Below are 11,854 nucleotides of genomic sequence, written 5' to 3'. Positions count from 1 at the left end.
CCGGATGGTACCGGTAACATCGATTGGATGTTAGCACGGGTTTTTTGCGTAGCGGAAGGATTTCGTGTGCGCGTGGCGCAGATGCAGGCCAGGGGGGGCGATGCGAGGCCGCGCACGTCGCGCGTCGGCGCGCGCCCGGCCGTCGGCCCGTCAGGCGCTTTCCCGCGCGATGATCGTGTAGTCGATCCGGATGCTTTTCGATGCGGCCGGCTCGCCGCCGTCACGGGCTTGCAGCGCCGCCAGCAACGCCTCGCCCGTGCGCAGCCCGATGCCGTACGCGTCGACCGACACGGTCGTGATGGTCGGGTGGCAGCAGGTCGCCACTTCGAAGTTCCCGAAGCCGGCCACTGCGATGTCGGCAGGCACTGACAGCCCGCGCCGGTGACATTCCATGATCGCGCCGAACGCCGACATGTCGCTCACGCACATTACCGCGTCGGTGTCGGGCCAGCGCTCCAGCAGCGCCGCCATCGCCGGCCCGCCGTGGCTCATCGTGATCGGCGATTCGCCGAGCCGCACGACGCGCGGTTCGCCCAGGCCCAGCGCCTTGATCTCCGCCTGGTAGCCCTTGAGCCGATCGAGGCCGCGGCGATCGAGTTCGCTCGCACCGACGAGAAAGCCGATGCGCCGATACCCACGCTCGGCCAGGTGGCGCACCATCGCACGGGCGGCCCGCACGTTCGAGAAGCCCACGGCAGTATCGATCGGGCGCGTGGGCAGGTCCCACATCTCGACCACGGGAATCGCGGAGCGCTCCAATACCTTGCGCGTCGCGTCGGTGTGCTGCGACCCCGTCAGCGCGATGCAGCGCGGCTGGTGCCGCAGCATCGAACGGACCAGCCGCTCTTCACGTTCGAGGTCGTAGTCGGTGTCGCCGAGCAGCAGTTGCAGGCCATGCGGTTCGAGCGCATCGGTCAGGCCGCGCACGGTGTCCGAGAAGTTGGAGCTCGACAGCGACGGCACCAGTACCGCGACGAATTCCGAGCGCCCCGACGACAGCGCGCCGGCGGCGGCATCCGCCACGTAGCCGAGCCGGTCGATGGCCTCGCAGACCCGTGCACGCGTCTCGGCGGCCACGCTGTGGCCCGCGAGCACGCGCGATACCGTCATCTTCGATACGCCGGCGAGGCGCGCTACGTCGGACATGCGGGGCGGCCCGGCGGGCCGGACGGCGGTGGGGCTGGGCATCGGAATCGCGATCGGGAGAGAGCCGGAAAGGCTACATCATACCGGTGCGGCATATCGTTCAGGCACGGTCGCGGCGTGCCCGTCGCGGTGAGGGTCGTACTAGGGAAACCACGCGTCCGGCGACACTTGTACGTGTCTGTTGCGACGTGCTACCTTCGATTTTGTTACCGGTATCAACGTGCTGATCGCTCCCGTCGCCTCGCCGGCTTTTTTTTGCCACCGGATGTTATCGGTAACATCGATGCGTCAAATGCACTCGCCGGTACGAAAAAGATCGACATAAACAGGAGACAGACCGATGCCATCCCTTACGCAGGCCGCTGCCGCACCGGCCGCGGCCGACTCGTCCGAAGACGCCCTTTATCGCAAGGTCATGCGGCGCATCCTGCCGTTGCTGCTGCTCTGCTACGTCGTGGCCTACCTGGACCGCGTCAACGTGGGCTTCGCCAAGCTGCAGATGCTCGACGACCTGAGCCTGAGCGACGGCGTCTATGCGCTCGGCGCCAGCATCTTCTTCTGGGGCTATTTCCTGTTCGAGATGCCCAGCAACCTGTTGCTGCACCGCTACGGCGCGCGCTTCTGGATCGCACGGATCATGATCACGTGGGGCATCGTGTCGTCGTCGATGGCGTTCATCGTGCCGCTCGCACAGTTCTTCCACGTGCAGACGACCACGATGTTCTACACGCTGCGCTTCCTGCTGGGGCTGTGCGAAGCGGGGTTTTTCCCGGGCGTCATCCTGTACATGAACTACTGGTTCCCCGCGCGGCGCCAGAGCGTGGCGATGTCGGGCTTCCTGGTCGCGATCCCGCTGAGCCTGACGCTCGGCAGCGTGCTGTCGGGCTGGCTGATGGAGCAGACGCACGGCTTGTCGGGCATGAGCGGCTGGCAGTGGATGCTGCTGCTCGAAGGGCTGCCGTCGATCGTGGTGGCGTTCATCGTGCTGGCGTGCCTGGGCGACGGCCCGCAGTCGGCGAAGTGGCTGTCCGCCGACGAAAAGGCGGTGCTGTCGCGCAACCTCGAAGCCGAGGCCGCGCACAAGTCGCACAGCATCGGCGCCGCGCTGCGCAGCCCGCGCGTCTGGCTGCTCACCTTCATCCTGCTGACCTTCAATACCGGCTTCTACGGGCTGGCGTTCTGGCTGCCGTCGATCATCCGCGCGTCGGGCGTGCAGAGCCCGCTGCACATCGGTGTGCTGACGGCCATTCCGTACCTGACCGCGATCTTCGCGATGGTGTGGAACGCGTCGCACTCGCGCAGGACCGGCGAGCGACGCCTGCATGCGGCGATTCCCGCGCTGATCGGCGGCGTCTTCCTGATCCTGAGCGCGGCGTTCGCGCACAACGTGGCGCTGTCGATCGTATTCCTGACCATCGCCACGTGCGGCATCCTCGCGCTGATGCCGATCTACTGGACCTTTCCGGGGCAGATCCTGTCCGGCACGGCCGCGGCCGCCGGCATTGCGCTGATCAACTCGGTGGGTAACCTGTCCGGCTTCACGGGCTCGATGATCACCGGCGTCGCCAAGCAGATGACCGGCAACATCAACAACGGGACCTACGCACTGGGCGCGTGCCTGCTGGTCAGCTGCGTGCTGATCGCGGCGATTCCGCGCGACATCCTGCGGCCGCCGGTGGAGCGGTAGGGCATTCGCACGACGTCAGGTCGCGGTGCGAGGCCTGCGCAACGGATGCGCCACGCGGCGAGTGGCCGGCGCGACACCCTGCTACGGCAGCGTCGCATCCGGGCGCTCACGACACGCTGCGTCGCATCCCTCGCACCTGCAGCCAAATCGCGGATATCAGGAAATAAAGCGCACCGACTCCCGCGTAGCCCGCGATCTTGACGATCGCGGGCGGCATCGGCGCATGGCGTTGGACGATGAAGAACAGGCCGGCCAGTGCCGATTGCGCACCGCTCAGGATCATCACCCACTGTGCGCCGGCAAGCTTCCAGCGTCGCACGGCGGTGCCGAGCTGCAGCACGCCGGAGAGAATCGCCCACACGCCGAACACCGTGAGTACTGAGGGCAAGCCCGCATTCAACGCCGGAAATACCGCCAGTGTCGTGACAGCGCTGATCGCCACATTGACTGCCTGCGTGCGGTTTGCCGCCATCCCGCCGCTGCGGGACAGGTCGACGAAATTGGCGAGCGCATCCCAGGCCGGATAGACGACCAGCAGGACCGCCGCGCCGGCCGCGCTCTGCCGGCCGACGGCAAACGCCAGCGCGACCCAGATCAGCGAGAATATCGCCCGGGAAAAGTAGTACCGTTTCAGCCATTGTTCGTCGGCAGGGGGACGAAATTCGGGGTAGCGGTCAGCCATTTGCATTCCTTCATATATTGAGTCGTCGTTCCGGCCGATATGCAGGGCTTCCGCCATGCGGATGCGGTGCCGCCCGGATCTCCAGTGCGCCGAGTATCGCAATCGCCCGGCCTTGCCGCTATCGGTCAGATGTCCGATGGCGACGTCCTCCGGTTGCCCGCACCGAGGCCGGCGGACTTCGCGCCGGGCCGGCCGCGGCGAACCCCGAGCCCCGACGCGCATGCTCGTGCACGCCGCGACGCCGTCGCGTATGATCGTTTTCCCATCCTTGCAAACGTCCCGGCCCCGCCCGATGTCCGACGCCCAAGCCCCTCACGCCCCGCTGCGCATAGTCGACGCCGTACGCGCGCTGGCCTTCATCGGCGATCTCAGCATGGGCCAGCCGACCGACCATTCGCCGCGCACCGGCTGGCTGGCGTCACGGCTCGCGCACGCGGCACGATTCGACGGATCGGTGTGCGACACGGCGTGCGAAGTGGCGCTGTTGCGCTGGTCGGGCTGCACAGCGAACGCGGCGGGTTTCGCGCAGGTATTCGGCGACGACGTCGCGAGCCGCGCCGCGATGCTCGAGAGCCGGCCCGGCATGGCCGAAGCGATCGGCGGCGCGGGCGCCGCAATGATCCCGCTTGCACAAATCCATTGCGAAGTCTCGGGCGAGGTGGCGCGAATCCTCGGTCTGTCCAGCGCGACGGAAACCGCGCTGCGGCATATCTTCGAAACCTGGGACGGCAACGGGCTGCCCGCCCGGCTCGCACACGAACAGGTGCCGCCCGCCGTGTCGATCGTCGCGCTCGCGGGCGACCTCGACGTGTTCAGCCGCACGTACGGCATCGAGCGGGCCGTCGAACTGATCGGGCAACGCGCGGGGTCACGCTACCCGGCCATGCTCGTCGAGACGGCTGCGCGTGAGGCGCCGCGCTGGCTGGCGGCGCTCGAGCACATGGCGCCTGCCGACCTGGACGCTGCATTGGCCACACCGGACATGCAGGGCGCGACGTCCGCGGAATTGATTGCGGACGTCATCGATCTGAAACTGCCGTGGATGACGGGTTTTTCGCGTTCGGTCGCCGTGACGGCGGCCGCGTGTTACGGCCGTCTCTCGCCGGACGCGGCGGCGCGCGAACGCGTGTACCGCGCCGGACTGATTCATGGCATCGGCAGGGCCGCGGTGCCGAACGACGTGTGGAATCTGGCGACGCGGCTGTCCGCGAGCGCGTGGGAAAAGGTGCGGCTCGTGCCGTACTGGACCGAGCGCGCCGGCAGGCAGACCGGCGCGCTCGGCGAAGCCGCGGTGCTTGCGTCGTATGCCTATGAACGGTTGGACGGCTCGGGCTATTTTCGCGGCGCGCGCGAGGCGGCGCTGACGCTGGAGGCGCGTGTGCTGGCGGCGTCGCTGGCGTGGGTCGCGTTGCGCTCGGCGCGTCCGTGGCGCGCGGCGCTGAGCGATGCGGCGGCCGCCGCCCAGTTGCAGGAAGAAGCGGCGTGCGGCCGGTTGTGCGGCGAAGTGGTCGCCGCGCTCGTAACGGGTGGCGCGCCCGTGCTCCGGCGCGCCGCCACGCGTCCGTCGCCCGCTGGCCCGCGCCTGTCCGCACGGGAAATCGACGTCCTGCGGGCGATTTCCCGCGGCGCGAGCAACAAGCAGGTCGCGCAGGCGCTCGCGATGAGTCCGAGCACGGTACGAACCCATGTCGAGAAGGCGTTCCGCAAGCTCGAATGTTCGACGCGTGCCGCGGCGACCCTCAAGGCGTCGGCGCTGGGGTTGCTGTGACGCTATCCACGACGCGGATCCGCTTGCGTGTGCGCGCGGACGCGCGAGAAGACGTCCGCGATATGCCGATCGGGTTCGATATCGGTGAACGCATCGATATCGGCCATGACGTGAGCCGTCTCCGCGGACGCGAACGCGGCGTCCAATGCCGAGCTGTCCTTGAAGCGGCACATCGCCACGACGATCAGTTCGCTATCCTCACGTGCCGGGAAGAAAGCGTCGACGTATTCGAGTCCGTACGGTTTCCAGGATTTTTCCACCAGCGGAATGTGTTGCTCGACGTAGTAACGGGAATCGAACCGCGTACCCGCGGCTCGGCGATAGGAAACGACGAAAAACATGAAGGACCTCCAGGTCGGACTGCTACGGCGGCCAATGTCGATACGGGAGACGACTGGCGATGACGGGCGATCACGGCCGTTTGCGCGCCGGGCCGAAGGTCGGCCGGGCAGCGGCCGGCAGCGAGGTGGGCGCGGCGGGTGCACGAGCGAGCGAGAGGCCCAGCGCGGCGCCGATGGCGAGGAACGACGAGATCGACAGGAGTGCGACGATGAACGCATGCGCGATGGCCGCCGGGTCCTGGCGCGTGCCGAGCACCGTATAGAAAATACCGCCGATGATCGCCACGCTGAGCGACGTGCTCACCTGCAGCGTCGAGCTGACGATGCCGGCGATCATGCCGGACAGCGCCGGTGCGACGCGTCCCGTCACCATGCGCATCAGGGTTGGCAGCGCGAGGCCTTGTCCGAAACCGATGACGAAGAGAACGGCGGCGAGCGGCACGGCAGCGAGCGGCATCCCGACCGGCGTGACGTCGATCAACCATGCGAGGCCGACGAGCCCGACGATCTCCAGGCTCATGCCGAACGGATTGACGTAAGCGCCGATGACACGCGAGCAGACAGGCGTCGACAGCGGCCCGAGCAGGAACCCCACGCCGAACGGCAGGAACACGAGGCCCGCGCTCAGCGCGTCGACGTGCAATGCATTCTGCAGATACACCGAGAACAGCAGGAAAAACGTGCCGATCGAGTACAGCAGCAGCGCGATCAGCAACGCTCGGCCCAGCCCCGGGGCTCGGAGCGCGGTCGGGTCGAGCAGCGGTGCGCCGCCGCGGCCGCCCAGCCGGCGCTCGTAGCGCCAGAAGCACCACGCGAGGGCCGGCACCGCGAGCAGCGACGCCCATGCCCATGCCGGCCAGCCCGCTTCGCGCCCTTCGATCAGCGGCACGATCAGCGCGCCCAGCGTCAGCATCGACAGCGCGGTGCCGCCGAGGTCGAGCTTGCGCGCATGCTGTGCACGCGTTTCCTTCAGCAGCGGAATCCCGAACAGGACGACCAGAATCGCCAGCGGCAGGTTGACGAGAAAGATCGTGCGCCAGCCCAGGTTCAACAGATTCAGCGAGATCAGGATCCCGCCCAGCGCCTGCCCGACCACGGCGGCGAGGCCGAACACCGCGCCGTACAGGCTGAGCGCGAGCGGCTTTTCCGATTCGGGGAAGATCGCCTGGATCGACGCGAGCGCCTGCGGCGCCATGATCGCGGCCGTCACGCCCTGCAACGCGCGGCCGACGATGAGCGTCCACGGCGAACTCGCGAGGCCGCACAGCGTCGAGGCGATCGCAAAGCCGATCAAGCCGAGGAAAAATACGCGCCCGCGGCCGAACAGGTCGCCCAATCGTCCGCCGGTGATCAGCGTCACCGCGTACAGGCCCGCATACGACGAAATGACGAGTTGCTCGGCCGACGACGAGGCGCCCAGTTCCGCGCGAATCGACGGCAGCGCGACATTGACGATGAAGAAATCCAGCGGCGGCAGGAACGCGCCGACGAGCAGGACCGAAAACATGGCCCAGCGACGCGGGTCGGGTGATACGGGGTCATTCCGTGACATGGACGGTTCTCCATACGGAACCATTCGGTTCCAAATTGGGTAAAAAATATCAGTCGAGGATGCGCATCGTGCGGTCGACCAGCGCGAGCATGTCGTGCTCGGGGACGCCGGTTTTCCCCAGCACGCGCATGCCCTCGACCTGGCAGACGAGCAAACGCGCCAGCACCTGTTCGTCCTGCTCGGCGATCTCGCCGCTCGCCTGGCCGCGGACGATCGCGCCCGCATAGAGCTGCTGCAGGCGCCGGAACATGCGCCCGGTGCGTTCCGCGACATCGGCGTCGCGCGCGGCCAGCTCGGTGGTCATCGCGACCGCGAGACAGCCGCGCCGGCCGGCCTCGCCAACGGACAGCCGGGCGTAGCGCAGCAGCGAGTCGCGAATCGCGTCCTTCACGGGGCCGGGTTGCGACAGGATGTCGGCGGTCGCCTTGAGCCCGTCGGCCATGTACAGGTCGAGCGCCGCCAGCAGCAGCGCCTTCTTGTCGCCGAATGCCTTGTAGAGACTGCCGCGCGACAGGCCGGTGCCGGCGATCAGGTCGGGCAGGGACGCGCCTTCATAGCCGCGATCCCAGAAAACCTCCATCGCGTCGCGCGCGGCATCGCCCAGTTCGAATTCGCGCGGACGGCCCACGCCAGCCGGATTTGCCATTGATCGGTTTCGCAAACGATGCGGTGCCTGAAGTGGGATTCATTATATGGACCGATCGGTTCCGATGTCAACGTGCATGGCTTGACCGGGCACGGCGACGGCCGTCCTCGCGGACGGCCCGGATTCATCCGTTCAGTCGAGCCCGCCCTGGCACGGATTCCGGTATGGCCGCAGCCGCAGTGGGGCGGTAGCGTGTTCGCCGTTCGTCGCGTCGCACGGCTGGCGCACCGGCTGCGCCGCACGCCGATGCTCGTGGCACGCGCGGCCCGCGACGATCAACGCGGTGCCGCGCATCCCGTCGCCCGCCACCGGACCGGTCACGCACCCGACAGCCCGACGCACACCGGCGGGGTTCGATCGGCCCACGGCGCGGCGCGTTCGAGCTGGGCGGCGAGCGAGAACAGCAGCGATTCCGCGCCGAATGCCGCCGCGAAATGGCTACCGATCGGCAGACCTTGCTCGTCCCAGTAAAGCGGCACCGACATCGCGGGTTGGCCGGTCGCGTTGAACCACGCGGTGAAGGGCGAAAACCGGTGCGATCGATCGATGACTTCGCTCAACGATTGCGCGTCGTCCACCGTCGCGAGCGACGCCGGCGGCAGCGGCGGCATCGCGAGCGTCGGCGTCAGCAACACGTCGTAGCGCTCCATCAACTGGCCGAACGTCCTGCCCAATGCGTGGATCCAGTCGACCGCACCCGCATATCGCGCGCCGCTCACGCCGCCCTTTTCGCGCACGATGATGCGGGTGCGGGCCTCGATTTCGTCGTCGCGCACCGGCGCGCCGCGCTGATCGCCGATCATGTCGAGCAGCGCGCGCGTTTGTGCGCCGATGATCGTAAACACGCGGTCGTAGAACGCCGCCGAATCGACGGGACTGGCGAGCGGCTCGACGTCATGTCCGAGCGAGCGCAGCAACGCGACGGTATAGTCCAGCGCGGCCCGGCACGCCGGATGCAGCGGCCATGGCGGCGCCTGCTCGATCACGGCGATTTTCAGCGGCCGGGGATCGCGCTGCGTGGCCACGAGAAAACTGTCCGGCTGGCACGGCGCCGCATACGGCGCACCGGTATCCGCGCCCGCGGTCAGGTCGAGCAGCGCGGCGCTGTCGCGAACCGAACGCGTGATCGCATGGTTGATGCCCATGCCGGCCCATCCCTCGCCGATCATCGGGCCATTCGGCGTTCGGCCGCGCGTCGGCTTCAAGCCGAACACGCCGCAGCAGGACGCGGGCACCCGCAGCGAGCCGCCGCCGTCGTTGCCGTGCGCGAACGGCAGCACGCGCGCGGCAACGAGCGCGGCTGCCGCACCGCTCGAACCGCCTGCGCTGACGTGCGGATTCCACGGGTTGCGCGTCGTGCCGAAGCGCGCCGACGACGTGCAATACGACGTGCCCAGCTCCGGCGACAACGACGTTCCCGCGATCGGTATGCCCGCGCGCCGCAGGCGCGTCACCAGTTCGCCGTCGAAGTCCGGCCGATGATCGCCGAACACAAGCGATCCGTTCGCCATGCGTGCGCCGCGCACCGGCATGAACAGGTCCTTGATCAGCGTGGGGACGCCGGCGAGCACGCTTTCGTGCCCGGTGACGGACGACGCGGCCTGTCTTGCCGAGTCGTCGAGTCGTTCCGCCACCGCATTCAGCGCGGGATTCAGCGTATCGAGACTGGCTAGCACGGCGTCCAGCAATTCGGCGGGCTTCACTTCTTTCGCACGGACGAGCGCGGCGAGCGCGATGCCGTCGTGCGTGGCGATGAGCGTCTGAAAATCGTTCATGGGTCTATCGTTCAGGAACAGGAAAACGTGAAGGAGTCATTCGTCGTCGCGGCGGCGAAGCGCCGGCAACAACCACGACAACGCGGTGACGGCCGTGCCCGACGCAATCGCGAACACCGCCGCGCGCAGCCCGCCGAAGGCCTGAGCACAGCCCAGCACGACGAGCGGGCTGACGAACTGGCCCAGATAGAGCGCGGCCGTGAAACCGCCCAGGCCGCGGCCACGCATCGCGAGCGACAGCCTGCGCATCAGCGGCAGGATGGCATTGGGCACCAGCATGCCGCCGCCGAAGCCGTGAATCACGACCGCCACGACGATGGCCGGCACCGTATGCGCGCGGGCCAGCAGCGTCAGCCCCACCGCGAGCAGCGCAAGTAGCACGACGTTGACGAAGCGGCGGCCGATCGCGTCGCGCAACCATGGCCACGCGATCGAGCCGGCGAGCGTCGACAGCAGGCCGGTGCCCGCGACCGCGCCGATCATCGTCGACGATCGCTGACCGATGTCGATCATCAGCTGCGGCATCTGCACGGGCACCACGAACGAACTGATCATGCCGATGCAGATCAGCCCGTAGCCGACCGCGAGCGTCGGCGCGAGCCGGTGTCCGGCCGACGGCGCGCCGCCGTCGCCTGGCTCGGCTGGCTGATCGTCGCGCAGCGGCTCCCACAGTACGGTCGCAATTGCCGGCACGAGCAGGATCGGCAACAGGTACAGATAGAACGGATAGCGCCACGCGTGCTCGCCGGCCGCACCGCCGAGCACGAAAAAAGCCGTGCCGACGATACCGATCGTGACGACCTGCCGGTTCACGTAGCGCACCCGTTGTTCGCCGCGCCAATAGTCGCCGATCAACGTCGTGCAGCAGGTCATCACGCAGGCTTCCGCTGCGCCGAGCGCGAACCGGCAGACGAGGATCGCGGTGAGGCTGTCGAGCCACGCCGGCGCCGCGCCGACGAGCCCGTACACGAGCGTCGCGAGCAACAGCAGCATCTTGCGTCCGACGCGATCGGCCAGCCAGCCGGCGAGCGGCGCACACAGCGCGATTGCGAGGGCGGGGCCCGTCGCGACGAGCGGGACGAGCGCGGCCAGCCGCGGGTCGGCCGGCACGAATTCGGCCGCGAGTTTCGGCAGGACTGGCGCGATCATCACCGCGCCCATCACGGTGAGACTACTGCCGAGCAGCAGCACGGTGCCCTGGCTCGCGCCGGCCTGTCGGGCGGCACGCATGCAGGGCGCGGTTTGCGTTGAAGCAAGCGGATTCATCGACAGCTCCCGAATCGGAACATCAGAACGACAGCGCGGCACGTAGCGCGATCTGGTACCCCTGCGCGTGGTTTTGCGCACCGAATTCCTTGTAGGCATGCAGCCATATCGCGGGCTTGCCCGGCTCGACGTAGCTGATCGCCGGGCCTAGCGCATTCACGCGCGCGCGGTTGCCGTCGACATTCGGGCCGTGGTCGTTGCCCAACTGACGCTCGATGTAGCCGCCCAGGCCCGCCGTGAACGGGCCGATGTGCTGGCCGAGCGCGAATTCCTGGCGGAACCCGGTGCCGCTTCGATAATTCGTTGCACGGTTGGTCGTGTTCTGGTCGATCTCGATGCTGGTCGAGATTTCGAATCCGCCGTCGGTGATGTATGTCGCGCCGATGATCGGCGAGAAGGTCCAGTGGTTGACGCCGGGATTGAAGAGCCGCGTGGCGCGATACGCGCCCGTCGGCGCCTGGACCTGCAGCGCGACGTTGACGAACAGGTTCGGCAGCGTCCATGCAAGGATCAGCGGCTGGAAGTCCGCATCGCCGATGTTGGTTGGATTGGCCGACATCGCGAGCGTGCCTGCGGGCGTCGGCACGTTCACGTGTCCGTTCAGGTTCAGGAACGGCACGACCGCGCCGAAGCCGACGTTCGCACCGAACAGTTTCGCGTTCGTCATCCGGATATACGCGACGCTCCAGGACGCGACCGTCAGCGAGAAGTCGGCGTTGCCGCCGTTGCGGATCGTGCGTGTCGAGTAGTACGCGAAGCGTGTGGCAAGCGTGCCGTTCGGCGTGGGCGGGGGCATGATGCCCGCGCCGAAATCGAATACGCCGAACGGCGTGATCGGTCCGTCGTTTTCGAGTGCCTGGGTGCGCGTGCAGGCGAGCGTGGCTGCCAATGCGCCGATCGCGACGGCGGCGGAGCGTGTGCGGCAGCGCCGCGCGCCGTGCGGACGTCTGAGGATTTCCATCGAGCCGTTCCCCGTACAGTTGAAATGTGT

11 protein-coding genes are annotated in these 11,854 nt (G+C 67.9%); 2 read left to right on the top strand and 9 right to left on the bottom strand.

Annotation, left to right across the window (positions count from 1 at the left end):
- Window positions 1-150: 150 nt before the first annotated feature.
- Window positions 151-1,188: a LacI family DNA-binding transcriptional regulator gene (locus SY91_RS29810; protein ID WP_124476496.1), complete on the bottom strand. Its 1,038-nt coding sequence runs from the start codon at window positions 1,186-1,188 to the stop codon at window positions 151-153.
- A 298-nt stretch (window positions 1,189-1,486) separates the two neighbouring features.
- On the opposite strand from SY91_RS29810, the gene SY91_RS29805 reads away from it, so the two are divergent.
- Window positions 1,487-2,833: an MFS transporter gene (locus tag SY91_RS29805; RefSeq protein ID WP_023474588.1), complete on the top strand. Its 1,347-nt coding sequence runs from the start codon at window positions 1,487-1,489 to the stop codon at window positions 2,831-2,833.
- Window positions 2,834-2,939: 106 nt separating this feature from the next.
- Here SY91_RS29805 and SY91_RS29800 read toward each other — a convergent pair whose 3' ends face one another.
- On the bottom strand, window positions 2,940-3,515 hold the full coding sequence (locus tag SY91_RS29800; RefSeq protein ID WP_023474587.1) for a DUF308 domain-containing protein: 576 nt from the start codon (window positions 3,513-3,515) through the stop codon (window positions 2,940-2,942).
- Window positions 3,516-3,807: 292 nt separating this feature from the next.
- Between SY91_RS29800 and SY91_RS29795 the strand changes: the two genes are divergently transcribed.
- On the top strand, window positions 3,808-5,283 hold the full coding sequence (locus tag SY91_RS29795; RefSeq protein ID WP_043886362.1) for an HD domain-containing phosphohydrolase: 1,476 nt from the start codon (window positions 3,808-3,810) through the stop codon (window positions 5,281-5,283).
- Between the two features lie 2 nt (window positions 5,284-5,285).
- Here SY91_RS29795 and SY91_RS29790 read toward each other — a convergent pair whose 3' ends face one another.
- The 7 genes from SY91_RS29790 to SY91_RS29760 all read right to left on the bottom strand — a co-directional run bounded on the left by SY91_RS29790 (window position 5,286) and on the right by SY91_RS29760 (window position 11,824).
- Window positions 5,286-5,624: an EthD family reductase gene (locus SY91_RS29790; protein WP_023474585.1), complete on the bottom strand. Its 339-nt coding sequence runs from the start codon at window positions 5,622-5,624 to the stop codon at window positions 5,286-5,288.
- Window positions 5,625-5,694: 70 nt separating this feature from the next.
- Window positions 5,695-7,176 carry an MFS transporter gene (locus tag SY91_RS29785; RefSeq protein ID WP_043886361.1) on the bottom strand — a complete coding sequence of 494 codons (1,482 nt, stop codon included), beginning with the start codon at window positions 7,174-7,176 and terminating at the stop codon, window positions 5,695-5,697.
- A 49-nt stretch (window positions 7,177-7,225) separates the two neighbouring features.
- Window positions 7,226-7,822, bottom strand: a complete 597-nt coding sequence (locus tag SY91_RS29780; protein ID WP_043886360.1) for a TetR/AcrR family transcriptional regulator — start codon at window positions 7,820-7,822, stop codon at window positions 7,226-7,228.
- Window positions 7,823-7,954: 132 nt separating this feature from the next.
- Entirely contained in the window at window positions 7,955-8,143 is a 189-nt protein-coding gene (locus SY91_RS29775) for a hypothetical protein (RefSeq protein WP_043886359.1), read from the bottom strand.
- Window positions 8,140-9,597 carry an amidase gene (locus SY91_RS29770; RefSeq protein WP_023474581.1) on the bottom strand — a complete coding sequence of 486 codons (1,458 nt, stop codon included), beginning with the start codon at window positions 9,595-9,597 and terminating at the stop codon, window positions 8,140-8,142. Before SY91_RS29770 ends, SY91_RS29775 begins: the two co-directional genes overlap by 4 nt.
- Window positions 9,598-9,633: 36 nt before the next feature.
- Window positions 9,634-10,827, bottom strand: a complete 1,194-nt coding sequence (locus SY91_RS29765) for an MFS transporter (RefSeq protein WP_260632516.1) — start codon at window positions 10,825-10,827, stop codon at window positions 9,634-9,636.
- Window positions 10,828-10,885: 58 nt separating this feature from the next.
- The gene (locus tag SY91_RS29760) at window positions 10,886-11,824 is read right to left on the bottom strand and encodes a transporter (protein ID WP_023474579.1); all 939 of its coding nucleotides are present in this window, start codon (window positions 11,822-11,824) and stop codon (window positions 10,886-10,888) included.
- Window positions 11,825-11,854 lie beyond the last annotated feature (30 nt).

It is taken from the genome of Burkholderia cenocepacia (genome assembly GCF_014211915.1).
GTDB lineage: Bacteria > Pseudomonadota > Gammaproteobacteria > Burkholderiales > Burkholderiaceae > Burkholderia > Burkholderia orbicola.
The sequence above is the reverse complement of the archived record's forward strand: the minus strand, read 5'-3'. Positions and strand labels throughout refer to the sequence as shown.

Bases quoted from the DNA above. Each gene is read 5' to 3' on its own strand.
- SY91_RS29800 (WP_023474587.1), bottom strand. From the start codon at position 3,515: ATGGCTGACCGCTACCCCGAATTTCGTCCCCCTGCCGACGAACAATGG.
- SY91_RS29765 (WP_260632516.1), bottom strand. From the start codon at position 10,827: ATGCGTGCCGCCCGACAGGCCGGCGCGAGCCAGGGCACCGTGCTGCTG.
- SY91_RS29795 (WP_043886362.1), top strand. From the start codon at position 3,808: ATGTCCGACGCCCAAGCCCCTCACGCCCCGCTGCGCATAGTCGACGCC.
- SY91_RS29805 (WP_023474588.1), top strand. From the start codon at position 1,487: ATGCCATCCCTTACGCAGGCCGCTGCCGCACCGGCCGCGGCCGACTCG.
- SY91_RS29770 (WP_023474581.1), bottom strand. From the start codon at position 9,597: ATGAACGATTTTCAGACGCTCATCGCCACGCACGACGGCATCGCGCTC.
- SY91_RS29810 (WP_124476496.1), bottom strand. From the start codon at position 1,188: ATGCCCAGCCCCACCGCCGTCCGGCCCGCCGGGCCGCCCCGCATGTCC.
- SY91_RS29790 (WP_023474585.1), bottom strand. From the start codon at position 5,624: ATGTTTTTCGTCGTTTCCTATCGCCGAGCCGCGGGTACGCGGTTCGAT.
- SY91_RS29760 (WP_023474579.1), bottom strand. From the start codon at position 11,824: ATGGAAATCCTCAGACGTCCGCACGGCGCGCGGCGCTGCCGCACACGC.
- SY91_RS29785 (WP_043886361.1), bottom strand. From the start codon at position 7,176: ATGTCACGGAATGACCCCGTATCACCCGACCCGCGTCGCTGGGCCATG.
- SY91_RS29780 (WP_043886360.1), bottom strand. From the start codon at position 7,822: ATGGCAAATCCGGCTGGCGTGGGCCGTCCGCGCGAATTCGAACTGGGC.